At 30.8% G+C, this 24,443-nt stretch carries 23 protein-coding genes; 17 read left to right on the forward strand and 6 right to left on the reverse strand.

The window, feature by feature from the left end; all coding sequences use genetic code 11:
- The first annotated feature begins 29 nt into the window (after window positions 1–29).
- From ACYQ39_RS01135 to ACYQ39_RS01170, 8 genes are all read left to right on the forward strand, one after another.
- The gene (locus ACYQ39_RS01135) at window positions 30–1,301 is read left to right on the forward strand and encodes an MFS transporter (protein WP_459840033.1); all 1,272 of its coding nucleotides are present in this window, start codon (window positions 30–32) and stop codon (window positions 1,299–1,301) included.
- Window positions 1,302–1,807: 506 nt separating this feature from the next.
- The gene (locus ACYQ39_RS01140; protein WP_459840034.1) at window positions 1,808–3,397 is read left to right on the forward strand and encodes a solute:sodium symporter family transporter; all 1,590 of its coding nucleotides are present in this window, start codon (window positions 1,808–1,810) and stop codon (window positions 3,395–3,397) included.
- Between the two features lie 141 nt (window positions 3,398–3,538).
- Window positions 3,539–4,519, forward strand: a complete 981-nt coding sequence (gene galE, locus ACYQ39_RS01145; RefSeq protein ID WP_459840035.1) for a UDP-glucose 4-epimerase GalE — start codon at window positions 3,539–3,541, stop codon at window positions 4,517–4,519.
- A gap of 25 nt (window positions 4,520–4,544) precedes the next feature.
- Window positions 4,545–5,741, forward strand: a complete 1,197-nt coding sequence (locus ACYQ39_RS01150) for a galactokinase (RefSeq protein ID WP_459840036.1) — start codon at window positions 4,545–4,547, stop codon at window positions 5,739–5,741.
- Between the two features lie 49 nt (window positions 5,742–5,790).
- A complete protein-coding gene (gene galT / locus ACYQ39_RS01155) occupies window positions 5,791–7,332 on the forward strand; it encodes a UDP-glucose--hexose-1-phosphate uridylyltransferase (protein ID WP_459840037.1) in 1,542 nt (513 codons plus the stop codon).
- A gap of 91 nt (window positions 7,333–7,423) precedes the next feature.
- Window positions 7,424–8,638 (forward strand): ROK family transcriptional regulator, encoded by a 1,215-nt coding sequence (locus ACYQ39_RS01160; protein WP_459840038.1) that lies wholly within the window; start codon window positions 7,424–7,426, stop codon window positions 8,636–8,638.
- Window positions 8,639–8,710: 72 nt separating this feature from the next.
- Window positions 8,711–9,652, forward strand: a complete 942-nt coding sequence (locus tag ACYQ39_RS01165) for an aldose epimerase family protein (protein WP_459840039.1) — start codon at window positions 8,711–8,713, stop codon at window positions 9,650–9,652.
- Between the two features lie 141 nt (window positions 9,653–9,793).
- Complete coding sequence (locus tag ACYQ39_RS01170) at window positions 9,794–10,174, forward strand: YmaF family protein (RefSeq protein WP_459840040.1); 381 nt, start codon at window positions 9,794–9,796, stop codon at window positions 10,172–10,174.
- Between the two features lie 230 nt (window positions 10,175–10,404).
- Here ACYQ39_RS01170 and ACYQ39_RS01175 read toward each other — a convergent pair whose 3' ends face one another.
- Window positions 10,405–10,560 (reverse strand): hypothetical protein, encoded by a 156-nt coding sequence (locus ACYQ39_RS01175; RefSeq protein ID WP_459840041.1) that lies wholly within the window; start codon window positions 10,558–10,560, stop codon window positions 10,405–10,407.
- Between the two features lie 193 nt (window positions 10,561–10,753).
- Here ACYQ39_RS01175 and zupT point away from each other — a divergent pair, with 193 nt between their 5' ends.
- On the forward strand, window positions 10,754–11,566 hold the full coding sequence (gene zupT / locus ACYQ39_RS01180; RefSeq protein ID WP_459840042.1) for a zinc transporter ZupT: 813 nt from the start codon (window positions 10,754–10,756) through the stop codon (window positions 11,564–11,566).
- Between the two features lie 298 nt (window positions 11,567–11,864).
- Here the strand turns inward: zupT and ACYQ39_RS01185 are convergent, their stop codons facing one another.
- Window positions 11,865–12,305 (reverse strand): FxsA family protein, encoded by a 441-nt coding sequence (locus ACYQ39_RS01185; protein ID WP_459840043.1) that lies wholly within the window; start codon window positions 12,303–12,305, stop codon window positions 11,865–11,867.
- 352 nt (window positions 12,306–12,657) lie between these two features.
- On the opposite strand from ACYQ39_RS01185, the gene ACYQ39_RS01190 reads away from it, so the two are divergent.
- The 4 genes from ACYQ39_RS01190 (at window position 12,658) to ACYQ39_RS01205 (ending at window position 16,258) form a co-directional block, all read left to right on the forward strand.
- Window positions 12,658–14,376: a CHASE2 domain-containing protein gene (locus tag ACYQ39_RS01190; protein ID WP_459840044.1), complete on the forward strand. Its 1,719-nt coding sequence runs from the start codon at window positions 12,658–12,660 to the stop codon at window positions 14,374–14,376.
- Window positions 14,377–14,379: 3 nt separating this feature from the next.
- Entirely contained in the window at window positions 14,380–15,249 is an 870-nt protein-coding gene (locus ACYQ39_RS01195; RefSeq protein WP_459840045.1) for a FecR family protein, read from the forward strand.
- A 16-nt stretch (window positions 15,250–15,265) separates the two neighbouring features.
- Window positions 15,266–15,922, forward strand: coding sequence for a Crp/Fnr family transcriptional regulator (locus ACYQ39_RS01200; protein ID WP_459840046.1), 657 nt, complete (start codon window positions 15,266–15,268; stop codon window positions 15,920–15,922).
- Window positions 15,923–16,159: 237 nt separating this feature from the next.
- Window positions 16,160–16,258 carry a cupin domain-containing protein gene (locus ACYQ39_RS01205; protein WP_459840047.1) on the forward strand — a complete coding sequence of 33 codons (99 nt, stop codon included), beginning with the start codon at window positions 16,160–16,162 and terminating at the stop codon, window positions 16,256–16,258.
- Window positions 16,259–16,345: 87 nt separating this feature from the next.
- Here ACYQ39_RS01205 and ACYQ39_RS01210 read toward each other — a convergent pair whose 3' ends face one another.
- Complete coding sequence (locus ACYQ39_RS01210) at window positions 16,346–17,392, reverse strand: DUF4382 domain-containing protein (RefSeq protein WP_459840048.1); 1,047 nt, start codon at window positions 17,390–17,392, stop codon at window positions 16,346–16,348.
- 80 nt (window positions 17,393–17,472) lie between these two features.
- A complete protein-coding gene (locus ACYQ39_RS01215) occupies window positions 17,473–17,703 on the reverse strand; it encodes a hypothetical protein (protein ID WP_459840049.1) in 231 nt (76 codons plus the stop codon).
- A gap of 182 nt (window positions 17,704–17,885) precedes the next feature.
- On the opposite strand from ACYQ39_RS01215, the gene ACYQ39_RS01220 reads away from it, so the two are divergent.
- The 3 genes from ACYQ39_RS01220 to ACYQ39_RS01230 all read left to right on the forward strand — a co-directional run bounded on the left by ACYQ39_RS01220 (window position 17,886) and on the right by ACYQ39_RS01230 (window position 22,392).
- Entirely contained in the window at window positions 17,886–20,357 is a 2,472-nt protein-coding gene (locus ACYQ39_RS01220; RefSeq protein ID WP_459840050.1) for a U32 family peptidase, read from the forward strand.
- Between the two features lie 93 nt (window positions 20,358–20,450).
- Window positions 20,451–20,978, forward strand: coding sequence for a hypothetical protein (locus tag ACYQ39_RS01225; protein WP_459840051.1), 528 nt, complete (start codon window positions 20,451–20,453; stop codon window positions 20,976–20,978).
- A 112-nt stretch (window positions 20,979–21,090) separates the two neighbouring features.
- Window positions 21,091–22,392: an ankyrin repeat domain-containing protein gene (locus tag ACYQ39_RS01230; protein WP_459840052.1), complete on the forward strand. Its 1,302-nt coding sequence runs from the start codon at window positions 21,091–21,093 to the stop codon at window positions 22,390–22,392.
- 39 nt (window positions 22,393–22,431) lie between these two features.
- Here ACYQ39_RS01230 and ACYQ39_RS01235 read toward each other — a convergent pair whose 3' ends face one another.
- Both ACYQ39_RS01235 and ACYQ39_RS01240 read right to left on the reverse strand, forming a co-directional pair.
- A complete protein-coding gene (locus tag ACYQ39_RS01235; protein WP_459840053.1) occupies window positions 22,432–22,818 on the reverse strand; it encodes a hypothetical protein in 387 nt (128 codons plus the stop codon).
- A 241-nt stretch (window positions 22,819–23,059) separates the two neighbouring features.
- Window positions 23,060–24,007, reverse strand: a complete 948-nt coding sequence (locus tag ACYQ39_RS01240) for a phage lytic cycle repressor MrpR family protein (RefSeq protein WP_459840054.1) — start codon at window positions 24,005–24,007, stop codon at window positions 23,060–23,062.
- Between the two features lie 229 nt (window positions 24,008–24,236).
- On the opposite strand from ACYQ39_RS01240, the gene ACYQ39_RS01245 reads away from it, so the two are divergent.
- Complete coding sequence (locus ACYQ39_RS01245) at window positions 24,237–24,425, forward strand: DUF1540 domain-containing protein (RefSeq protein ID WP_459840055.1); 189 nt, start codon at window positions 24,237–24,239, stop codon at window positions 24,423–24,425.
- Window positions 24,426–24,443: the final 18 nt, after the last annotated feature.

Consider the following 24,443-nt stretch of genomic DNA (forward strand, 5'->3'; position numbering starts at 1 on the left):
GTTAAACTGTTAAAAAGGGGAATAAAATAATGACTAATAGTAATAAAGAAGATGCTAAAACAAAAATCAGCAATAACTATAAGTTTAATTTTGCAGTAAATATTTTAGACGGTGCTTTTTATACTTTAGGTATGGGTTTTATCTCAGTTAGTACTATTTTACCTTTATTTGTTCGCCAATTAACTAAATCTAAGTTTTTAATCAGTTTAATTGCAGCTATTATGATGTTTGGTACTACTTTTCCACAATTATTATCAGCTAAGTGGACTGCAGGTTTAGATAGAAAGAAGAGAAGAGTACTAATTTTTGGACTACTACAAAGGCTACCTTTATTGCTTTTGGCTATTTTAACTTATTTACTTGCTTCTAATAATCTGTTATTGTTTAGTTTCTTTTTACTGTGGACATTACATACTATCTTTTCTGGATTAGTTGGCCCAGTATGGTTTGATTTAGTAGCTAAAGTAATTCCTCAGGAGAACAGGGGGAAATTTTTTGGTTATCGAACCTTTTTAAGTAGTTTATTAGAGGTATTCGGGGCTTTGGGAGCTGGTTATATAATTAAGGAATTTTCTTTTCAAATTAGCTTTACTATTCTCTTTGGGATAACTTTTATAGCTATGATGATTTCATATCTTTTTTTAGCTTTAGTTAAGGAGCCAGCTTACCCAACAGAAGATAAAAATGATAGCTTCAAAGAATATATTCAAAAATTATTATCAATTATAAAAAAGGAGATAAATTACCGAAATTACTTGATTGGAGCTGTCTTAGTCCAGTTTATTGGTATGGCTGATGGATTGTTTACAGTAGCAGGCATTGAAAGGTTAGGTTTAAAGGCAGGGGAGGCTGATAAGGTTGTTGGTATTTTTACAGTAGTATTGATTATAAGTAAGAGTCTAACTAATATTTTCTGGGGTTATTTAGGAGATAAATATGGTCATAAGCTGGTAGTAGTAATTGCTGCCTTCTTTAATGCATTAGGATTAGCAGTTGCTTTTTTTGCTCATAGTCTAATTTTTTTCTATTTAGTATTTATTTTAACAGGTATAGCTTTAGGAGGCAATAGTGTTTCTTTTATAACTATCATTGCTGATTTTGCTTCTTCACCTGAGGAAAGAACAGTTTATGTAGGATTAACTAATACAGTTACTGGTTTAACAATGGCAATTATTTCTCTATTAGGTGGCTTATTAGCCGATATATTAAATTATAAAGTAGTTTTTGGTAGTTCTTTTATAATGATTGTCTTAGGAATCATACTTTTATTTTTTAAAGTAAAGGATCCTAGATTATCTTAACAATAAAAATCTGATTTATCAGCAAATAAGTTGACAAAGACAAGAAAGTATATTAAAATAAAAACAGATAATTTTTTTATTTATTAACTTATTTAATTCCATTAAAAAAGTTTTGTTATAAGTTCTTGATATTCTTTTTTATTTGTTATATACTTTTTATAGTCAAGATTATAATCAAATAATCACTAAATAAATAGTAACTTTCAAAAGTTACTATTTATTTAAACCAACTTAATTAATTTGATTAACTAAGTTGGTTTATCTATAAACTTATATAAAATAGGAGGTGTATCTAAAGGGCAAAATAGATTAGATATTACTTACATCATTAGGATAAGCAATAATATAAGTATATAATTGTTATGTAAAAAAATAATTTTCTTTCATTCATGATTATTAATTAGGAGAAATAATCTGAAATAAGTCTATAATCAAATAAAATTCATTATAAGTTCATAAGATTCTCCTTATCTAAACTACTCAATAAGATAAGGGGGCAATTTAAAATGGATATTTTTACAGTTGGATCATTTATATTTTTTACTGCTTTAGTTGCAGTTATTTCTTACAAATTTACTAAAGAAGAAGATTTAGATACTCAAGATGGATATTTTCTTGGGGGTAGAAGTCTTACTGGTTGGATGATTGGTGGTTCTTTAATGTTGACTAATTTATCTACAGAGCAGTTAATAGGATTAAATGCTCAAGGATATACAGACAATATGTCTGTTATGGGTTGGGAAGTTGGCTCGGCAGTAGCCCTAGTAATAGTAGCTTTTTATTTATTACCAAAGTATTTAAAAGGTGGCATTACAACTATTCCAGACTTTTTAGAAGAAAGGTTCGATTCTGGTACTAAAAGAATAGTTACAATTTTATTCTTATTTGGCTATGTTTTTAACCTATTACCACCTATTCTTTATACAGGAGCTAGAGGAATCAGTGGTATGTTTAATATTCCAGAAACACTAGGAGTTAGTCAGTGGACTGGATTATGGATTGCAGTCTGGGGTATAGGAATTGTAGGTTCTATTTATGCCATTTTTGGCGGGTTGAAAGCTGTAGCAGTATCAGACACAATCAATGGTATCGGATTATTTATTGGAGGATTGGCTATTCCGATTTTTGGGTTATTTGCTCTAGGAGATGGATCTTTGATTGAAGGTTTTCAGACTATTATGCAGAATACCCCTGAGAAACTAGATGCTATAGGCTCATCATCAGATCCAGTACCATTTAGTACAATGTTTACTGGAATGTTATTAGTTAATTTATTCTACTGGGGTACAAATCAATCTATCATTCAAAGAGCATTAGGAGCTAAAAACTTAAAAGAGGGCCAAAAAGGGGTTCTTTTAGCAGCAGGTTTGAAACTATTAGGTCCTTTATTTTTAATATTACCAGGAATCATTGCTTTTAATATGTTTGGTACTGGCTTAGAACCGACTAATGCTTATCCTATGTTAGTTAATGCAGTACTGCCTAAACCATTAGTAGGATTTTTTGCAGCAGTACTCTTTGGGGCTATTCTATCATCCTTTAACTCTACATTGAATTCAGCTGTAACACTATTCTCACTGAATATTGTTAGACCTTTATTTAAACCAGACGCATCCGATAAAGAGCTTGTAAGTTATGGTAAGTATATTGGTACAGGTTTAGCTTTATTTGCTATGACTTTAGCACCATTTATTGCTAAAATTCCAAAAGGCTTCTTCCAATACTTCCAAATTGTAAATGGCTTTTATAATGTACCAATCTTTACAATTATCTTTATTGGTTATGTAACAAAAAGAGTTCCAGCAGTTGCAGCTAAAGTTTCTCTATTTGTCTTCATTACAATTTATGGATCAACACAGTTATTCTGGGATACAGGAATTCACTTCTTGCATATCTTAGCAGTTTTATTTGTACTGTGTTCTATTATTATGGTTGTAATTGGTAAGTTAAAACCACGTGATAAAGATTTTGTCTTAGAAGATAAAAAGGCTGTTGAATTAACTCCTTGGAAGAAGGTTTATACTGCAGGAGCAGCTATCACTAGTGCTATGGTAGTAGTTTATATTATCTTCTCAAGTGCAGGAATTGCAGGTTAGTAATTTAAAATAGGCTCTTGACTAAAATTCATAATAGAGGTCAAGGGCTTTTATTTTTAAGCACTTAATTAATTTAGTTAATAAAGTTAACCTATTGGTATAAAAAATTAGTTTTGTTAATTTAATTAAGGAGGGGTTAAAATGAATATTTTAGTAACTGGTGGAGCAGGTTATATCGGTAGCCATGTTGTTAAAGAGTTATTAGATACTGAGCATCAAGTCATTGTTTATGATAATCTACAAAAAGGTCATCAAGAATCTATTTTGGGTGGTGAATTTGTCAAAGGGGATTTGGCAGATAAAGATTTATTAGATGATACTTTTACAAAATATGATATTGAAGCTGTGATTCATTTAGCAGCAGATAGTTTGGTTGGAGAGTCAATGGAAAAACCAGCTAAGTACTATCATAATAACTTAGTTAATGGATTAAATTTATTAGATATAATGGTTGACCATAATGTTAAAAATATTGTCTTTTCTTCTACTGCAGCAGTTTATGGTGATACAGATAAGGTGCCAATTACTGAAGATTTACCTAAAGATCCTACTAGCGTTTATGGTAGATCAAAGTTATTCTTTGAAAAAGTGATGAAAGATTATGATCAAGCGCATGATCTAAAATATATTTCATTGAGATACTTTAATGCCAGTGGGGCAGATAAATCAGGTCAAATCGGAGAAGATCATAGCCCTGAAAGCCATTTAATCCCAATTGTTTTACAAAAAGCACTAGGTCAAAGAGAAGAATTGGCTATCTTTGGAACTGACTACCCAACACGTGATGGAACTTGTATTCGAGATTATATACATGTTACTGATTTGGCCCAAGCTCATATTTTAGGTATTGAAGCTTTGGTTGATGGAAAAGAAAGCTCTATTTACAATCTAGGTAATGGAAATGGTTATTCAGTTAAAGAAGTAATAGAAACTGCAAGCGAAGTAATAGGAAGAAAGATTAAAGCTAAAGAAGGGGCTAGAAGACCAGGAGATCCAGCAACTTTAATTGCTAGTTCAGAGAAAATCAAGAGAGAACTTGGTTGGAAACCAAAATATGGGGAATTGAAAACAATTATTGATACGGCCTGGAAATGGCATAAAAATCATCCACAAGGCTTTTAAAAATAAGTATTAGGAGGGAAGAGAAATGAATACACAAGTAAAAGAAGAACTAATTAATAGATTTGGTGATAATGGAAATGTAATCAAAGTTGCTCAAGCACCAGGGAGAGTTAATTTAATTGGAGAGCATACAGATTATAATGATGGCTTTGTATTGCCAATTGCTATAGATAGAGAAGTTACAATAGCAGCTCAAGCTAGAAATGATCAAAAGATAAGAGTATTTTCTTTAGATTATTCTTCAGAAACATCCTTTGTCTTAAGTGATATCAAATATAATGAAGAAAGTAATTGGATTAACTACTTACAAGGAGTAGCTAAGTTACTATTAAATAAAGGGTATAAGTTACAAGGTATGAATCTAGCCTTAACAGGTAATGTACCACAAGGAGCAGGGTTAAGCTCTTCAGCAGCTTTAGAAGTTGTTACTGCTTTAATTTTTAAGTTAATGAATAATTTACAAATAGATAAAGTAGAGATAGCTAAGTTATGTAAAAAAGCAGAAAATGAATTTGTAGGAGTTAACTGTGGTATTATGGATCAATTCATTTCTGCTTTAGGAAAACAAGATAATGCTCTATTCATTGACTGTGAATCCAATAGATATCAACTAGTGCCTATTGATACTAATCAAATTAAAATAGTAGTAGCTAATACCAATGTAGAACATAACTTAGTTGATTCAGCTTACAATCAGCGATTAAAAGAATGTCAAGAAGGTGTTAAATTATTTAATCAATTATCAGATCAAGATATAACAGCATTACGAGATATTTCAGTAGAAGAATTTATGAAGTATAAAGATCAATTACCAGCAACTATTAGAAAAAGATGCCAACATGTAATTTATGAAAATCAACGAGTAAAAGATACAATTAATCTTTTAAAGGAAGATGACTTAAACCAAGTTGGAGAATTAATGAAACAATCACATGATAGTTTAAAAGATTTATATGAAGTAAGTTGTAGTGAATTAGATTTAATGGTTGATTTGGCTTTAGAAATTAATGGAGTATTAGGTGCTCGTATGACTGGAGCTGGTTTTGGTGGATGTACAGTAAATTTAGTAAGAGAAGATGCTGTTAAAGAATTTAAGAATCAAGTAGCTACTCAATATTATGCTCAAACAGGAATAGAACCTGATATTTATGTCTGTAATATAGAAGATGGTTGTCATGAACTTAAACAAGCGAAATCAAAAATCAATAAAAAAGTATTATAGCTCTAGAGTCAGATTATTTTATAATCATAATTAAAAAAGGAGGGCAACTATGAGTAAGATCAATATTGCTTTAGAGATAGAAAGACTACTTAAGTATGGTCAAGAAAAAGGTCTGCTAGGAAAATGGGATGTAGTTCCAGCTCGAAACAGTCTCATGAACTTACTTAATATCAAAGGGCCGGCAGAAATAAGATATAATGAACTAGATTATAAGGTTCCTAATTCTCCACAAGAAATTCTAGACAAGATGCTTGACTATGCAGACCAAAAGGGGATTTTAGAAAAAAATACAGTAACATATAGAGATTTATTTGATACAAAGCTGATGGCACAACTAATGCCAAGACAGTCAGAAGTAGCTCATACTTTCTGGCAGACTGCTAAAGAAGAATCAATAAAACAAGCAACAGATGATTATTATGCTTTGTCTAAATACTCAAACTATATTAGACAGGATAGAATAGACAGAAATATGTCTTGGACTACGGAAACTGAATATGGTAATTTAGAAATAACAATTAATTTATCAAAACCAGAAAAAGATCCTGAAGCAATTGCTGATGCTAAAGACCAAGAACAGACTGACTATCCACAGTGTTACTTATGTCTAGATAACGTAGGGTATGCAGGTCGAATAGATCATCCAGCTAGACAGACACATCGAGTAATACCACTTACCTTACAAGATGAGCAGTGGTTTTTACAATATTCTCCCTATGTATATTACAATGAACACTGTATCGTATTTTATGGAGAGCATAGCCCTATGAGTATCAATCAAGAAACTTTTGTTACTTTACTTGATTTTGTAGAACAAATCCCCCATTACTTCTTGGGATCAAATGCTGATTTACCATTGGTAGGAGGCTCTATTTTAAGTCATGATCATTTTCAAGGAGGGCATCATACTTTCCCAATGGAAGCAGCTGAAATAGAGAGAGAGTTTAATCATCCAGAATTTTCTGAGGTAAAAGTAGGTATTGTTAACTGGCCAATGTCAGTAGTAAGGCTTAAAGCTAAAGATGTTACTCAATTGGCTGAATTAGGTGGTTTGATTCACAGGAATTGGAAAGAATATAATGACTTAGAGAGAAATATAAAAGCTTATACTGAAGGTGAACGACATAATACAGTAACTCCTATTGCCCGTAAAAATGGAGATTATTTTGAATTAGATTTAGTATTGAGAAATAATCGCAAATCAGAAAAATATCCAGCTGGTATTTTCCATCCGCATGAAGAATTACACCATATTAAAAAGGAAAATATAGGGTTAATAGAAGTAATGGGGCGTGCTATTCTTCCTGGAAGATTAAAACAGGAATTGAATCAGATTGAAAAATATTTAACTGGTCAAATAAAATATAATCCAGACAATGTCACTGAAAATTTAACTAAGCATATTCCATGGATTGAAGCTATGTTAGATAAATATAATACTAATTTTAATCAACATGAAGCAAGGTCAATCTTAGAAAAAGAAATTGGACAGATATTCAAACAAGTTCTTGAAGATGCTGGAGTTTATAAAAGAAATGAAGATGGTAAAATAGGATTTAAAAAGTTCTTAGCTAGTTTAAGAATCAAATAAATATAGTCCCCCTATTTAAATTAGAATTAATCTTAATTAGATGTTATAATATTAATAACCTTTATTAATTAAAAAATGGGGGACAAAATTTATGAATCAAAAAATTAGTTTTGAATTAATGAAACAGTTGAATGTTTCATTAATTATGGAATGCATTAGAGAGAAAGGGCCAATTTCGCGTGCAGATATAGCAGAGATTACTGATTTAACTCCTGCTAGTGTCTCAAAACTGACTAAAAAGCTAATCAATAAAGATTTTATCCAAGAAAGTGGATTAGGAAAATCAAGTGGTGGACGACCTCCAGTTTTATTAGAATTAAATCCAGAAGCTGGATATATTATAGGAGTTAATTTAGGCCCTGAAATTTTAGAAGTGATAATTACTAATTTAGAAGCTGAAATTCTAATTAGTAATTCTAAAAACTTAGAAAATTTGGAACAAGATTATGTATTAGAGGAACTATTTGATTTGATCCATTTAACTATTAAAGAGAGTAAGATAGAACAAGAGGTGCTTATTGGAATTGGTATGGCAGTCCATGGATTAGTCAATAGTGAAACAGGTGTTTCATTATTTGCACCTCATTATAATTGGAAAGATGTTCCTGTTAAAAAGCTTATAGAAGATGAATTTAATCTACCTACATTTATTGATAACGATGTTAGAGCTATGGCTTTAGGAGAGCAATGGTTTGGTATTGCTAAAAAGACTGATAACTTTATTACTATTAATATCAGTAATGGTATCGGATCGGGAATTGTAATTGATGATCAATTATATCAAGGGTTTAATTATAGTGCAGGAGAAATAGGACATATAGTAGTAGACAATGATGGGCCTAGGTGTAGTTGTGGTAATTATGGTTGCTTAGAGAGTTTAGCATCTAATCCTCAAATTGTAAACAGAGCTCAGAAAGTGATAAAACAAGGAGCTAAAACCAAGATTTTAGAGTTAGCTAATAATAAACTAGATAATATAACTGTTAAAACTGTCTGCTTAGCAGCTAATCAAGGGGACGAAATAGCACAACAGATTCTAAAGGAAGTTGGTAGATACTTAGGAATGGGAATTGCTTATTTGCTTAATATATTGAACCCAGAAATAATCGTTATTGTAGGAGATATAATAATGGCTCAAGATTATGTTTTTGATTCTATTAAAGAAACTATTAATATTAAGTCTTTAGATGTTCCAGCCCAGAATATTGAAATTCTATCAACCAAATTAGATAATCAAGCTGCAACAATTGGAGGAGTAACTTTAGTACTTAAAGAACTATTTACAGGGCCTGATTTAGTGGATTAAGGCTCTGTAGATAGGAATTAGTTATATCAACTTTATTAATTTAATTAATTTATCTGGCTAAGGAGGGTTGCTATGCGACGTAGTAGTTATAAAGGACTAAATAGTGTTATTTTAGAAAATGAAAGATTGAAAGTTGTATTCATCCCAGAATATGGAGGTAAAATGGTTTCATTATATCATAAATTAACTGATAGGGAGTTTTTGTTCCAAAGTGAAAATGAGTTGGAAGTGCCAGATTATGGTGCTGATTTCTCAAACTATGATTCTAGTGGCTTTGATGAAGTATTTCCTAGTATAGATGCTAGTTTTTATCCAGATGGTAGCTGGCAAGGAACTTCTATTCCTGATCATGGTGAAGTATGGACACTACCCTGGAAAATGAAAATAAATAAAGAAAAAATTAATTTTTCAGTTTATAGTCCTTGTTTTCCTTATCGATTAGAAAAAGAAATTAGTTTAGAAGGGCCAACTTTAAATATTAATTATAAAGCAACAAACTTATCCCGAGAAGAATTTAAGTTTATTTGGTGTGCACATGCATTATTAAATTGTAATGCTAAAAATACTAAAATCATTCTTCCTGAAGGTGAAAATAAGATTATTAATGTTGAAAAAGGTAGTGAACATCTTGGTGATTGGGGCCAACTTCACTCTTATCCTATTATAGAAAAAGAAGATGGAACAGAGATCGATATGAGTAAAGTAGAACCTAAAAGTGCTAATAACTGTGAGAAGTTTTATATTCCTCATAAGTTAAAAGAAGGTAGATGTGGAGTTGAGTATACTGATACCCAGGAGCAATTAATCTATGAATTTCCAGTTGATAAGGTTCCTTATCTTGGTGTATGGAAGACACAAGGAGGCTATCGAGGGGACTACAACATTGCTCTAGAGCCTTGCACAGGAATTTATGATGATCTGTACTTAGCAGATCGAATAGGTAAAATATCAATTATTCCGGCTCAAGAAACTTATGAATGGTATTTGAAGATAAAAGTAGAGAGCATTAAATAAATATGAAACATAGGTTTCTATTATTTTTAGTTAAAAAGCAACCACAAAAGGTTGCTCTTTTTTTATTTTTGCTAATATTATTAATCACAGATAAAAATTATTAGCATAGAATGTAGTAAAATAAGGAAAGGAGGGAAACTAATGGGAAATTATCGCCGAGATAGAGACTGGGATAGAGATAGAGACCGTTATAGAGATCCTAGAGATCCAGGTTGTCCAAGATATCCAGATAGAAGACAACATGTTCATGACTATAGAGGTACTACCTCTTATAATGATCGCCATCGTCATAACTATAGAGGAACAACAAGTCGACCTATTTATAATGGAAATACTCATTACCATAATTATAGCACAACAACTACAAGAGATGATGGACATCGCCATACTATCCGAGGAAAAACTGGACCAGCTATTCCAACTAGTTATGGTCATATTCACAAGATGGAGGGCAATACTAGTTTTAATGATAGGCATCAACATGAGTATGAAACAGAAACATCACGTCCTGTTTCTGAATAATCAAACTAGCAAGCGGATTATATCCGCTTTTTTTCTTTTACAATTGACAAATTGAAATTTAAAATTTATAATCAAAGTAAAAGAGTTTAATTGTAAAGATCAAAAAAGGAGGGGTAATATGTCAAGTGATGAAGTCTTATCACAAGATGAAATAGATAAGTTAGTAGAAGATCTTACTGATGAAGATAATTAACTTAAACTTAGTGGCTGTATTATATCAGCTTTCTTTTTTAATCATCCTCCAATTTACTTACCTTATTATTTAGATTATAGATCATCCTCTTCATCTCTTTCATTTCTTCTCTATGTTTTTTATCTATATGACCAATCCATAGAGCTAATATAAAAATTGCACTAACTAACAAAACTATTAAAGTATAGGGCACTTTATTCCTCCTATATATTTTTTGTAACCTTTTATTAAATTATACAATATTAAACATATGAATTCAAATTTAACTCTATAATTTACAGGAGAATAGGTACTTAATTGAGAAATTATCAATGATTAACAGGATAAAATAAGTTAAAAGTTTTAGATCCTGAGAATCTAAAATAGATTTAAAAGGGTGATTTTAGATGAATAATGTAGTAATAGCTTTTTTATTAACTTTATTTGCTGGTTTATCTACAGGAGTTGGAAGTGCTATAGCCTTCTTTAGTAAAAAGACTGATACTTCATTTTTAGCAACCTCTTTAGGCTTTTCAGCTGGAGTAATGATTTATGTATCTTTTGTAGAGATTATAGTTAAAGCTAGAGAATCACTAACTACTGCTTTAGGTAGTGAAATAGGTGAATGGGCTACTGTAGGATCCTTCTTTTTAGGGATTTTAGTAATTGCTTTAATTGATAATTTAGTACCAGAATTTAATAATCCTCATCAGCCACGAGATGAGTCTGATATTGCAAATTTAAAAGAAGAAGAAAAAGAACAAAAGGAGTCTCAATTATTACGCATGGGGGTTTTTTCAGCTTTAGCTATAGCTATTCACAACTTTCCAGAAGGATTAGCTACTTTTGCTTCAGCTCTTTCTGATCCTACTTTAGGAGTTTCAATAGCAATAGCAGTAGCTATTCATAATATTCCAGAAGGAATTTCTGTATCAGTACCTATCTATCATGCTACAGGAGATAAGAAGAAGGCTTTTGGCTATTCCTTTCTATCTGGATTAGCCGAGCCATTAGGTGCAATTTTAGGTTATTTTGTCTTTAGAGCATTCTTTAATGATCTAACCTTTGGAATATTATTTGGTAGCGTAGCAGGAATTATGGTCTTTATTTCTGTTGATGAGTTATTACCTACTTCTAGAAAATATGGCCAAGGTCATCAAGTAATATATGGTTTTTTAGCTGGAATGGCAGTTATGGCCTTAAGCCTGTTATTGTTTTAAGTAAGAGCTTACTTAAGTGTAATTTCTTTTATTGGGGTGATAACCAAGTTTTGTTTAGTATTTTTTATCTTATTTAAGGTATTTTAATCTTGAGGTGATGCTACATCATGTCAATATTACAAACATTACTATTAGGGTTCTTAAGTAGTATAACAGCAGAAATTTTATGGGATGTTATTAAGACACTTAAAAGAAGATCAAGTTCAAATCTGTCTTATATATCTGCCTACTAAGTAACTAAAAGGGACTAGTTTAACTAGTCCCTTTGATTGAGCTCTTTTTTTAATTACTAACATAATTAATTTTTATCTTCTTCATCGACTATATTTATAGTCTTACTTTCTTGTTCATCATTAGCAAAGAACTGAACCTTTCCTGTAGTAATTAACTTTTTAAGGCGACCTTTAGTTAACTTCTTAACATAAGGTCTAGTAAAGGGTAGAATACAAGTAAAGCCAGCTAGATCAGTTAATAAGCCTGGTGTTATTAACATAACTCCACCAATTAAAATCAGTAGACCATCAATTACACTATCGGCAGGCATTCTTCCTTGGGCCAACGAATAATTAATCTTTTTAATTACTACTGCCCCTTGCTTTTTGGCCAAAGTGGCTCCTATAATTCCAGTGATGGCTACTAACCCAACAGCTACTAGGCTACCTAGATATTGACTAATCTTAATCAAACAAAATAACTCTAATAAAGGAATAATCGTAAATAAAAATGCTAATTTTAGCATTATAATCCCTCCAAATTATAATCTATTAAGTATGCAGGGTAATCTCTTTAATTATATATATGTATTAAGTGATTAAATTGTTGGTGGTAATATAAGGTTATAGTATCAGTTGTGAGTTTTGTGTCGTAAGCTATGAGCTAATTCAAAATCAAAATTCCACTGCAAAATAGTTCATTTTTTAAAGTAATAGTTTTTTTGAAGGTTAGATTTTGAATATAATAGTTTTGAACTGTCTCATGACACACGACACATGCCTCATAGCTATCAATTGAACTCCATTTTTTATAAGTAAGGAGCAGGAGAGAACTTAGATATAACGAATAAATTAAATAAGTAAATAATAGGAGGTTCTATGATTCAGCAAAATAAGTGGTTATTAATAGGAGCTATAGTAGCAGGAGCTGTTATTATACTATTAAGTAGCGGCTTGTTAGAAGATTTGGAGTTGCTTACTTATGATTATAGATTATTATTTAAAAGCTTATTTACAGTTAATAAGCAGACTGATATAGTAATTGTTACTATCGATAAACAGTCTTTAACTGATCTAGGAAGTTGGCCCTGGCCAAGAAGTTATCATGCTCAGTTGATTAACCGGCTGAATCAAGCTGGAGCTAAAGTAATAGGCTTTGATATCTTATTTGATCTGCCTAGTACTAGCAAAGAAGATAATAAACTTCAGAAGACTTTAGCTAAATATGATAATATCTTCTTACCTTATACTTTGAATTTAAGTCTAATTAGAGGATTCAATAGGCAACAGGTTAAACTTGAAAGTATTAATCATCCCTTAAAAAAGTTTAAAAAATATATAGCTGGAAGTGGCTATTTAAACCTTCTTCCAGATCGTGATGGAAAGATAAGAAAGGTTACTCTATTAAAAGAAGTTACTCCTTTTGCTATTGAGATAGCTAAGAATTATAATCAAAGAGTAGAAAACTTTACACAAGAAGATTTATTAATTAATTATCACTATCAAACTGATTATTTTCCCCAGATTTCTTATAGTCAGGTTTTAGCTGGAAAATTTTCAGCAGGATTTTTCCAAGATAAGTTGGTCTTAGTAGGGGCTACTGCAGATACTTTAGGAGATTATCTAATGACTCCTTTAGCTATAGTAAAAGGTTACTTACCAGGAGTTAGAGTTCACGCTGAAATTATAGGTAATTATTTAGAAGATTCTTTTATTTATAGAGTTGATATATCTAAAGTTATTATGCTTTTAATTATCTTTAGTCTACTCTTAGCTTATATTTATCAGAGATCATCTTTATTAAGGAAAATAATAATATTTAGCATAAGTTTAATAGTAATCTTAGCAATTAATCTCTGGTTATTGATTAAGTATAATTTAAACTTTCCACTTGTTCCTTTTGTTTTAGTCAGTATCTTTAATCTAATAACTACTAGTATCTTATCCTACTTAACTATAGAGAAACGTAAAGAGAGATTACAGACTGTATTTGCCCGTTATTTAGCTCCTGAGATAATAGAAGAGGTAATCAATCTACCTGATAGAGATTATCTTAAGGGCCAACATCAAGATATAACTATCTTATTTCTTGATTTAGTTGGTTTTACTGAATTTGCTGAAGGAAAGAGACCAACAGAAGTAGTACAGCTACTTAATCGTTATTTAGATTTAGTTACTGAAGAGACTTTTAACTTTGAGGGAACTTTAGATAAATTTTTAGGTGATGGGGCTATGATCTTTTTTGGAGCTCCTAAGGAGCAGGTTGATCATGCCCAGAGAGCAGTGAAGTTGGCCCTTAAATTAAAAAGAAAAGTTAATGAAAATAACTTGCCATTGGATATTACTATAGGTCTTAATACTGGTCAAGCTGTTGTAGGTAATATTGGTTCTACTAAACGAAGTGATTATACTGCTATTGGAGATGTAGTTAATACAGCTGCACGGATAGAATCAAAAGCTCAAGCAGGAGAAATCTTGATTAGCGCAACTACTTATCAGTTAGTTGAAGATAACTTTATAATTGAATTTAAGGAAGAGATACAACTTAAAGGAAAAAAAGATTTAACAGATATTTATCAAATTAAGGGACGGTGCTAAAAAATGAAACAGATTAATAAGATATTTATTGTATTAATAGTTACAGTTATAAGTTTAAATCTAGTTGCAGGGCCAATTAAAGCCCAAGAGGGCATTAAGTTACATAAAATCAAAGGAAAAGTCTTTTATAAAACACAGGGGTGGTGGTTTTTTACTGGAGAGTGGCATAGATTAACAGATAGTGTTGAATTAGAAGTAGGGGATAAGATTAAGACTAAACAGGACAGCAAAGCTGAATTGATTATAGATAATACTACTCGAGCATTAATAAAATCTCAGTCTAAGCTTAAAATTAACAGTAAAGCTAATGGAGAAACAGATTTAACAAAATTAAAGTTAAATTTAGGCGAGGTAATTGTTAAATTTATTAATCGATTTAATGATAAATTTGAAGTGGAAACTCCATCAACAGTAGCTGGGGTAAGAGGAACTACTTTCAAGGTAGTAGTTAGTCAAGAAGAGACCAAGGTAGCAGTTGCTGAAGGAAGAGTAGAAGTTAAGACAGAGCAAGGTAAAGTTGAAATCGGAAGAGGAAAGATGGCTAAAGTAACTAATAAATATACTAAGCCACAAGTTGGCCCGATCAAAATTAAAAATAAAAAGGATTGGAAGAAGGATAAAGAGTGGATTAAAGAGACCAAAGAATGGGCCAAAGAGATAAAAAAGAAGATCAAAAAGCAGAAGAAAGAGAACCAGAAAGAAAAGAACAAACTAAAAAAGCAAGATAAGAGAAAGGATAAAGAGCACAAGAAACAAAAGGATAAAAAAGAAAAGAAAGATAATAAGTCACAGAAAAGAGATAGAAGTAATAACTCAGACAAGAGTAATTCCAGTGGTAATAGCAACAAGAACAGAGGAAATAATAGAAAATAATTATTGGAGGTACAGCATGATCAATCCATTTTTAGCTAAGATTAATATCTTTCAGGATTTAAATAAACAAGAACTGAAAGAAATAGATAGAATAACTTATAAAGAGACCTATCAAAAAAATGAAATCATCTTTTTAGAAGAGGAGATTGGTGATGCAATTTATATTATAGTAGATGGGTTAGTTAAAGTCTTTAAAATGGATGAAACTGGTCGAGAAAAGACTTTAAGTCTATTAAGTAAAAGTGATTTCTTTGGAGAAATGGCTCTATTAGATAATAACCTTCGTTCTGCTTCTGTAAAGGCAATTAAGGACTGTCAGGTTTTAGTTATAGAGAAGTCCAAGTTTAAACAAGTAGTAGCAGAATATCCTGAAATTTCTCTTAAGATCATAGCTATTTTATCCCAAAGATTAAGAAAAGCAAATGATCAGATTCAAAATTTAACCTTTAAGAGTGTACAGGAGCGTCTAGAGGCAGAGCTTAAAGAGTTGGCCCGTAAATATGGAGTACAAAAAAAGGTTGGTATTTTAATTACAAAACAGATTACTCATCAAGAGTTAGCCAACTTAGTAGGGACTACTAGAGCCACTATAACTAAATCATTAAATAAAATGGCAGAAGAAGATAAAATATTGATTAAAGATAGATATATATACTTAACTAAAAAAATTTAAAATTTATTTCGGAAAGGCTTATCAGCCTTTTTCCGAGTAACTTTTATTAAAATATAAAAGTTACCAAAAGATTTTTTAGAAAAACAAGTTATGCTTCTTACCATTAAAATACTACTAGATCGTACTCAATGCTTTTAATTTATATATTAATTATTATTTCTAATAAAAGCTCGCATTGTTTTTCTTGTTTAAATTCAATGCAATCAAGAAATAATTTTTAGATCATGATTGATTCAATTGTCAATTATAAAAGGAGCTTTAGTTATCTTTCCGCAAGGGCTAGACTGTACTTGGAAGATTAAAGAAGATGTTAAAAAGCATTATCAGTTAGGATAGGAATTGGTATGAGTGATGAATTGTCAGTAAAAAAGCAAAAATAAAGTTAGGAGAGAGGGTTTAATCCTCTCTCCTGCTAAATTAATATTATTGAGTTGTAGTAGAATCTGTAGTATCAACAGTTACTTTATCAAATTTAAGTGTATCTACTGGTGTAGTATCTTCAGCAACTACTGTAACAGATTGAGTTGTTTGTAGCTGATATAAAGGTTCATTATTACTATTTAATACTTGGTCAATAGTTCCATCTCTATCAGCATCTTCACCAGTTACTACTTTGGCATAGATAGTATAATCTCCTTCTGTCAATCCTCTTAATAAATATGAACCTGCTTTTTTATCAATAGTTCCATCATTATCTGTATCCATATCTTCAACAGTAGCTACTGTTGATTTAATCGGTTCAGTTTTTGTCGGATCATCTCCTTTATCATAGACTTCAACAGAAACATCATAGTTACTAATAGTTTCATCAGTACCAACAGTTCCATTACCATCAACATCAGCTAACACTCTTCCTTCTACATCTCCAGAGACTACTTGATCAATAATGTCAATAGCTGTTGGTCTAAGAATAATCTTACCACTTTTACCGGCTGTATGCATTATCTTACTGACATCAGAGTCTAATAGTAATCTAGTAATTTTACTTTCTTCAATAGTAAAATTATGATTGATTTTTAATCCTGTTTGAGTTCCACTTGGGATAAATATATCACTTTCACTACCATCTTTATAGACTACATAAGACTTACCTGAATTTGGACCAGTAGATTTACCATTTTCATTAGCAGCAACAATTAATCTAATCTGATCATATGTTCCTGATGGTAGACTTTTCTGTCCTAATAACTTATCATCGAATCTTAACTGGAGTAGATCAACCTTTAGTTCTCCATCTGTATAATCATTACTTTCAAAATCATTAACTGTCTCCCATCCAGTATCTGTATTATGGACTTCAACTTCTTCTAAAGATACAAATACACTTTCAACATCATTAACTGGAGCGTCTGATATTGACATAGCCAAACTTCCACTATCACCACTAGTTAAATCATCGTCAGTAACTGAACTACAACCAACTAATAAACCTAATGATATTACTAAGATTAAAGATATAATTTTTCTCATTATTTTCCCCTCCCTGATATTTAGTACACATTTATTTTACCAGGTAAAAGGAATGAATGATGTTTGCTAGCACACAATAATTATCCCCTATCGAATCGACCTTCTCTAATGAACCTTCTAATTGTTTTTTGCTTTACGTCTGTTTCTTGAGCTATTTTTTTAATCGAAGCTCCTTGATGATCCCACAGATAATCTCTCACAAGCCTAAATTTTTCTCTTTCTTCTTGGAAACAGTTAGGACATAAGTTTCTATCTTGGTTATTTTGAGTAGCAAATAATCTTCCGCAGTTGTTACATTTTTTTAAACACATCTTTGACCTCCTATTAAAACTTTTTAATATATATTATTTTATAGTTTAAATTAAATTACTGTGCTAGGGAATACTAAAGTAATAATTTGATACTTAGCGCCTAAAATCCTTTATAATTGCAAAAATATCTAAGATAAGATACAATATAGTCTGGCTAATGTACCCAAAGGAGGAATGATTTTATGAATGATAAACCAGAATTACTTTCACCAGTAGGAGATCAAGATAGTTTATATGCTGCTGTACAGAATGGAGCTGATGCTGTTTATTTAGGAGGCGAAACCTTTAATGCTCGTAACCGAGCTGATAATTTTTCTTTACAAGAGCTAAAGTCAGCTATTGATTACGCTCATATTCGTGGGGTTAGAGTTTATGTAACAGTCAACACTCTCTATAAAAACAATGAAATCAGAGATGTACTACAGTTTATTGAGGAGATTTATCATCATAGAGTAGATGGAGTAATTGTTCAAGACTTAGGTGCAGCTAAGCTAATTAATGAATCATTTCCTGATTTAGAACTACATGCTAGTACCCAACTTACTGTACATAATTTGGCTGGAGCCAAATACTTAGAGAGTTTAGGATTCTCTCGAGTAGTATTAGCTAGAGAATTATCATTATCAGAGATAAAAGAGATAATTATTGGAACCGATTTAGAAGTAGAAACTTTTATTCATGGAGCTTTATGCGTCTGCTATTCAGGCCAATGCTTAATGAGTAGCTTAATAGGTGGCCGAAGTGGTAATCGAGGTCGCTGTGCTCAACCTTGTCGTCTGCCTTATAGTTTAGTAGACTTAGAGACAGAAGAGGTGATTAATCAAACGTTGGCCCAACAACATCTCTTAAGTCCTAAGGATATTAATACTTTAGAGATTCTCCCAGAGTTAATTGAAACAGGAATATCTTCTTTAAAGATAGAAGGACGTATGAAACGACCAGAATATGCAGCTTTGACTACTAGAGTATATCGTGACTATCTTGATGAATATTTCCTAGATCAGGATAATTATCAGGTAAGTAATCAAGATCAGGAGAAGTTGAGCCAATTATTTAATAGAGGTGAGTTTATCCCAGGTTATTATAAAGGAAAAGAAGATCTGGATTTAATAAGTTATCAACGACCTAAAAACTGGGGACTTAAGGTTGGAGAGGTGCTAGATTATAATCCTCAAACTGAGGAATGTAAGATTAAATTAGATAAAGAATTGAATGAGGGCGACAAGATTGAAATTTGGCGCGAGGAAGAGAGGAATATAAGTTTTGTTGTATCTAATATTAATAGATTAAATGATAAACAAGTTGTTATTAGAGTTAAAAGATCAGTCTTAAAGGGGGATCCTATTTATCGTATTACAGATCAAGAATTATTAGATAATTTAGCTCAGAGCTTTCATCAACCAGATACTATTAAGAAGATAGTTATTAATGGTCAGTTAACTGCTAGGTTAGGTAGTAAGATGGAGTTTAAGCTAAGGGATAAAGATGGATTTTATGTGAGTTCTACTGTAGATTTCATTCCAGAAGAGGCTAGAAATCAACCACTGACTGAAGAGGACTTTAGAGAACAATTGAGTAAATTAGGAAACACTCCTTATCAGTTAGAAGGCTTAGATTTAGAAATAGATAGTAATCTCTTTATACCTATCTCTAAATTAAATGAGTTAAGAAGAAATGCTGTAGATAAGTTAAATCAGATCAGAAAAGAACAGTTTCTAACTACTTCTCGGAGCAATGATTTAACAGAGGAATCTTTTCAATTACAGACTGCTAAAGGGACAGAGGATAATGAATTGACAGTTTATCTCCAACAAACTGATTATATTACAGATATAGCCCCACTAGAAGTAGATAGAATCTACCTTGATAGTAAAAAGGTTAATATTGATAAGTTAGATGGAATCATTTCTCAGACTGATAAGTATAATACTGAATTGTTTATCAGGTTACCTAGAATAGCTAGAGAAGAAGAGATGAAACAGATTAAAGTAGAGATAGAGAAGTTAGAGCAGACAGAGATTGATGGTTATCTAGTTCCTCAATTAGGAGTAGTTGAGTTAGTTAAAGATACAAATAAAGAGTTAATTGCTGACTTTTCGTTAAATACATTCAATAATTATACAACTAAGTTATGGCAGAAAGAAGGCTATAAAGGAGTTGTTTTATCTCCTGAATTAACTTTAAAAGAAGTTAAGAAGTTGGCCCGTTATAACGAAATTGAGAAAGAAGTTATTGTCTATGGTCACTTACCAATGATGATCAGTGAGTATTGTCCTGTAGGTTATGTAACTGGTGGTGGGGAAGTTGGCCCGAGAGGCTGTGAAACTAATTGTCGAGATAATAAATATGGTCTTTTAGATCGTAAAGATATGATAGCTCCAATTAAGACTGATCCCAATAGCTGTCGCAGTATTATCTATAATAGTCAGCCACTTTATTTGATTAAACACTTAAATAAAATAACAAAAACTAATTGTCAAAATTATCGTTTGGATTTTACAATTGAAAGTAAGGAAGAAGTTATAACCATTATAAAAGCTTATCAATCAAAAATAGAAAAATCTAATTTAAATTCTAATATATTAAGTAATTTAAATCAAAAAATGCAGAAAGAAGGTTATACTACAGGCCATTTCTTTAGAGGAGTAAAATAGTCTAATAAAAAATGAAGGAAGAAGATATCGTTTATAGAAATATATGATAGATTACTTATAAACACCAAAATAGTATACAAAGGAGGTAGTATTATGAAGAAAATATTGTTAATATTAGGGTTAGTTATTATAGCAAATGTTATGGTTTCTCCAGCAACTTTAGCTGTAGATGATTTTTGGAATCAACCAGTTGAAACAAATAATAGCACTGCTAAAACAAATAATAATGTTGTACAAGCTAAAACTTGGCATGATGAATTCCCTGTTAACTGGAATGCTGCTAAAGAAATAGAATATCTTAAGAATAAAAAACGTCCTTGGGCAGCATCAAGCTTAGCACAGTTCTTTCCTAGCTTGGGTCATTTATATGCTGGTGATTGGAGTAGAGGAGCCAAATTTCTAGGTTTAGAAGCCGGAGAGTTCCTTATGATGGTAAGTGCTGCAGAGGATGAAAATGCTGGACTATTATTCTTAGGAACAATAGCTTTAATGGGAACTAAATTCTGGGAAGGTCTTGATGCTTATAAGACGGCAGAATTATATAATGCCAAGTTGAAAAGAAAAATAAATCTCAAAATAAAGAAGAATGAAGTAAATATATCTACTAACTATAAATTTTGATTGAATATTTAAAAGAAACCCTGTACAGGGTTTCTTTTATTTTCTAAAGGATTAAGTTATAAAATCAAGAAATATTAAATAGATAAAACTAAAAATAAGGAGGATTTAGACAATGAAAAGAAATAAACTAATTATTGGACTGTTTATTATATTAGTATTAGTATCGACTAATTTTGCAAAAGCTGAAGTAATAGACTGGGGCTTTTATTCTCCTCAAGAAGCTAAAGATCTGATAAAACAAGATATAAATATTAATCAAAAAGATAAATATGGTAAGACACCTCTAATGTGGGCAGCCATGATTAATAATAATCCAGAAGTAATAAGATTACTAATTAAAGCTGGAGCCAAAATCAATCTAAAAGATAAAGATGGGCGAACACCTTTAATGCATGCTGCTAAAACTAATAAAAACCCTAAAATAGCTACAACCTTATTAAAAAATGGAGCTAGTCCACATAGTCGATCTAATAAAACTGGAAAGACAGCTTTAATGTTTGCCTTAGAAGAGGATAGACCTAAAATGATAAAATCATTAATTAAGGCTGGTAGCGATGTTAATGCTAGAGGATTTGAAGGCCAAACTCCTTTAATGCTAGCTAGTAAAGCAACAAGACCAGAAATAATAAATTTATTGATTAAAGAAGGAGCAAATGTAAATAGCAAGGATAAACATGGTAAGACACCTCTAATGTGGGCAGCTAAATATAGTAAAGATCAAGAAATAATATTAGTGTTACTACAAAGAGGGGCCAAGGCAGAATTTACCGATGATAAGAAGAAGACAGCTTTAGATTATATTAAAAATAATCATTACCTTTATACTGACCAAAATGTAAAAGCATATCAAAGATTAAAGAGAGCAATAAACTCTAATAGAGGGTCTAGTGTTAGTAAATATGATTTCAGAGAAACATATTGGGGTATGAATAAAGAAGATGTTATAAAATCAGAAGAAAAACGATCTCCGGTAGAAAATAATAAACAGATGCTACTTTATCAAACTAAAGTAGTAGGATATAATACTTACTTAGGTTATCTGTTTACTAAAGATAAATTGACTAGAGCTAAATACTTAATAACTGAGAATAATTTAAAGAATCCTATTGCAGATTATAAAAAAATAAAGAAGTTATTATATAAAAAATATGGAACTGCAATTAAAGATAAAGCTATTTGGCTAAATGATCTTTACAAAGGAGCAGTAAATAATAATTCAGCTATTGCTTCAGGATATTTAGTTTATAAGTCTAGATGGAAGACTGATACTACAGATATAATCTTGCTCTTAGGTAGTCATAAATCAGAAGTAAGGTTAAATATTGAGTATAAAAGAAGAAAAATGCTGGCTGAAGATAACAAAGAAGAAGAGAAAGAGGATAATGAAGAAAATAAAATGATTTCTGATTTGTAAGTTGTTAAAATCCCGGACATTAAAAATGTCCGGGATTTTTTAAATAATTGTTGACTTTCTGAGTTCATTATTGTAAGTTTCTATATTCACAGTATAAATATATATCCATTTAGAATCATAAGGCCAACGAGCAAAAGAACCAGATTGTCCTAGGTGAAAGAGTAAAGTTGATGGTAGAACATGTCCAACCTCAATAGGTGTTGATTTTTGTTGATGAAACATTGTGTTTTTATTTTTAGGTTCTTTTTCTAATTTTATAATTCCATCTTCTTGTTCTTTTCCAAACCACATTTTTGTAGCAAAAGGTTTAGGTATTTGATTTAATTTTTCTTTATTCTTTTCTTCATATTTATCTCCAGAGGGTTCCTTGCCAAGTTCAATACCGATAAATTCAGCCTTGGAGTTTATAACTAAAGAATGGAACATAATAATAATAGCACCTGCAGTTAATTTATCAAACTTTTTCTTATAACATTGTAGGAATAATTTTCGGTAACTAATTTCACTAGGTTTATCTTTGTTAATAATTAATTGATTATTTGCAGCTGCTTCATAAGCTGATAGATACCTTCTAGATAATTCTGGATTTTCTTTTATTTCATTTTCTACTGCTTTTCTAATGACTTCTGTACAAGGAATAATAAATCTCTCCTTTCATATCTAAACTTTATTCTATTAATTCACCAAATTTATTTACGGCTTTCTTCATTTCTTCATGATCTACATGAGTATAAATTTGAGTAGTAGATATATTAGAATGGCCTAAAAGTTGTTGTACAATTCTTATATCTTTGGTCTTTTTGTAAGTAAGCGAAGCAAAAGTATGTCTTAATTTATGGGGACTAATCTCTTCCCAATCATTAATTTGAGATTTTTTGGCATATTTTTTAACTAATCGCCAGACACTAGATGGATTAAACTTTGTCCGATTTTGAGATAAAAATACAATGTTTTCATCTTCATTTTTCTTAGGAATTATATTATCTCTTTTTAACTTATATCTTTCTAGAGTCTCAATTACTTGGTCTAGTAAAGGAACCAATCGTTCTTTTTTACCTTTACCTGTTACAGTGATGATTTTTTCATCAAAATCAATATCCTTCCATTTTAAGTTAATCAATTCTGATACTCGAAGACCTGCAAAAGTAAGAATTTTAAGAATAGCTTCATTTCTTAAGCTATTAGTAAAGGAATCACTTTCAACGGTTTTTAAGAATTTATTAAAGTCTTTCTCTTTGATATAAATTGGACTAACTTTTATCTTAGTCTTAGTAGTATCAATCTGTTCTGTAGGATCATTATTAATCAACCCTTTTTTTACCAAGAATCTAAAAAAACTTCTAAGTGCAAAAAGAAGTCGATTTCTTCTTTGAGCAGAATTCTCATTAATTAATATATTATCAGAAAGAAATTCAGTTATATAAAACTGGATTCTATCAATTTCTTTTAAGCTGTCTAAACTATCAATTTCTAATTCCCATTCTTGCTTTAAATAGTTTTTAAATATTTGTAAATCATTCTTATAATTTTTGATAGTAAGTTCTGAATATCCTTTTTCAGCGATTAAGTTTTTCTTAAAAGACTTTAACATTTGTTTAAAACTTAGATTTGGCATTTAATTTCCTCCTTTTATATATTTTCACAAAACGCAATAAAATATACATTTTATTGCGTTTTGTCTATAGTAAATAATACCATTATACTGATGTAATGTAAATAGTTAATTATTTTTTCTATTTTCCTGAGATATTTCAGGTCAATTATTGTAAATATTTTAAAAATGTATATTTTAAAAAGGAACGATAAAAAATAAAGTTGAACAATATTAATCTGGAGGTGAAAGAATGAGTGAAATAGGTTGTAACGTTAAGAACTGTCATTATTGGGGCCAAGGCAACGTATGTACAGCTAATGATATTCAAGTAAGTAATATAGACTATAGTTCTGATATGGAAGCTGGAAGTTTTAACCAACCTGCCCCTTCCTCCAACTCTTACGAAACACAGTGTGTAACTTTTAAGCCTAAAGAATAGAAGAATAAAGACGGAGCT

It is taken from the genome of Halanaerocella petrolearia (assembly GCF_054657875.1).

Bases quoted from the DNA above. Each gene is read 5' to 3' on its own strand.
- ACYQ39_RS01225 (WP_459840051.1), top strand. From the start codon at position 20,451: ATGAAGAAAATATTGTTAATATTAGGGTTAGTTATTATAGCAAATGTT.
- ACYQ39_RS01195 (WP_459840045.1), top strand. From the start codon at position 14,380: ATGAAACAGATTAATAAGATATTTATTGTATTAATAGTTACAGTTATA.
- ACYQ39_RS01170 (WP_459840040.1), top strand. From the start codon at position 9,794: ATGGGAAATTATCGCCGAGATAGAGACTGGGATAGAGATAGAGACCGT.
- ACYQ39_RS01140 (WP_459840034.1), top strand. From the start codon at position 1,808: ATGGATATTTTTACAGTTGGATCATTTATATTTTTTACTGCTTTAGTT.
- ACYQ39_RS01240 (WP_459840054.1), bottom strand. From the start codon at position 24,007: ATGCCAAATCTAAGTTTTAAACAAATGTTAAAGTCTTTTAAGAAAAAC.
- galT (WP_459840037.1), top strand. From the start codon at position 5,791: ATGAGTAAGATCAATATTGCTTTAGAGATAGAAAGACTACTTAAGTAT.
- galE (WP_459840035.1), top strand. From the start codon at position 3,539: ATGAATATTTTAGTAACTGGTGGAGCAGGTTATATCGGTAGCCATGTT.
- ACYQ39_RS01230 (WP_459840052.1), top strand. From the start codon at position 21,091: ATGAAAAGAAATAAACTAATTATTGGACTGTTTATTATATTAGTATTA.
- zupT (WP_459840042.1), top strand. From the start codon at position 10,754: ATGAATAATGTAGTAATAGCTTTTTTATTAACTTTATTTGCTGGTTTA.
- ACYQ39_RS01150 (WP_459840036.1), top strand. From the start codon at position 4,545: ATGAATACACAAGTAAAAGAAGAACTAATTAATAGATTTGGTGATAAT.
- ACYQ39_RS01215 (WP_459840049.1), bottom strand. From the start codon at position 17,703: ATGTGTTTAAAAAAATGTAACAACTGCGGAAGATTATTTGCTACTCAA.
- ACYQ39_RS01245 (WP_459840055.1), top strand. From the start codon at position 24,237: ATGAGTGAAATAGGTTGTAACGTTAAGAACTGTCATTATTGGGGCCAA.
- ACYQ39_RS01235 (WP_459840053.1), bottom strand. From the start codon at position 22,818: ATGTTCCATTCTTTAGTTATAAACTCCAAGGCTGAATTTATCGGTATT.
- ACYQ39_RS01160 (WP_459840038.1), top strand. From the start codon at position 7,424: ATGAATCAAAAAATTAGTTTTGAATTAATGAAACAGTTGAATGTTTCA.
- ACYQ39_RS01135 (WP_459840033.1), top strand. From the start codon at position 30: ATGACTAATAGTAATAAAGAAGATGCTAAAACAAAAATCAGCAATAAC.
- ACYQ39_RS01210 (WP_459840048.1), bottom strand. From the start codon at position 17,392: ATGAGAAAAATTATATCTTTAATCTTAGTAATATCATTAGGTTTATTA.
- ACYQ39_RS01220 (WP_459840050.1), top strand. From the start codon at position 17,886: ATGAATGATAAACCAGAATTACTTTCACCAGTAGGAGATCAAGATAGT.
- ACYQ39_RS01190 (WP_459840044.1), top strand. From the start codon at position 12,658: ATGATTCAGCAAAATAAGTGGTTATTAATAGGAGCTATAGTAGCAGGA.
- ACYQ39_RS01200 (WP_459840046.1), top strand. From the start codon at position 15,266: ATGATCAATCCATTTTTAGCTAAGATTAATATCTTTCAGGATTTAAAT.
- ACYQ39_RS01165 (WP_459840039.1), top strand. From the start codon at position 8,711: ATGCGACGTAGTAGTTATAAAGGACTAAATAGTGTTATTTTAGAAAAT.
- ACYQ39_RS01185 (WP_459840043.1), bottom strand. From the start codon at position 12,305: ATGCTAAAATTAGCATTTTTATTTACGATTATTCCTTTATTAGAGTTA.